The following is a 783-nucleotide window of genomic DNA, read 5'->3' as shown; positions in this document are numbered from 1 at the left end:
AGAGTTTCTTCTTGTCTGATGTAAATGACCCACGATTACACAATACTATAAATGTAAAAAATTTGGATGAGGTTTCCAGTATTATTCTTTCTTCTTACCAGAATGGTTTTTAATTATGACTAAAACTCGTGTTTTCCCATTAAATAAATGCTGCGACATCAAAATTCTACCCCCGTATCAATTTCCATACTCTTTAAACGACGAGTTAAACCGTATATGGAATGAAGAGTTTAAAAAAAAAAATGGCTTAATCACGAATGATCCCGTTTTTAGTTTGTCGGGACATACGCAAAACACCCTAACGATCCAAGAGATTGATTACCGGACAGTCATTGCTCGCCGCCTCAATCCTGATATTTTTATTAATCTACCTGAAATTCGTCCTTTAGCCGTTACGGGTATTCTCATTTCTCCCGCTGGACTCGTCCTGGGCCGGAGAAGCAATAATGTTTCAACCCATGAAGGTCTTTGGGAACCCGCCCCAGCAGGAGGCCTCAGCCTGCCCGACCCTAGAGGGCAACTCTTAGACGAGCTTCGGGAAGAACTTGGTCTCGATGCCAGTTCGGTGACATCCACCGAAGTTTGCGGCCTTGTTGAAGATGTCGCAACCGGCGTTGTGGATATTATTTTTGTCCTAATGTCGTCTTTACCAGAAAATGAAATCAGAAGTGCATACGAACAATTTGGCAGCAAAGAATATTCTGAAATTTCATTCATTCCATTGGATAATATTCAAGAATTTCTAAAAGAAAACAAAGAAATTCTACTTACATCTCTTTCAGA

Annotated in this window: 1 protein-coding gene; it reads left to right on the top strand. The window is 40.1% G+C overall.

Annotation, left to right across the window (positions count from 1 at the left end):
- Window positions 1–115: 115 nt before the first annotated feature.
- On the top strand, window positions 116–783 hold a 668-nt coding region (locus tag VZ95_RS24815; RefSeq protein ID WP_156995522.1), incomplete at its 3' end, for an NUDIX hydrolase.

The sequence above is a fragment of the Elstera litoralis genome, from assembly GCF_000963705.1.
Taxonomy (GTDB): domain Bacteria; phylum Pseudomonadota; class Alphaproteobacteria; order Elsterales; family Elsteraceae; genus Elstera; species Elstera litoralis.
This window is presented reverse-complemented; position numbering and strand designations above follow the sequence as displayed.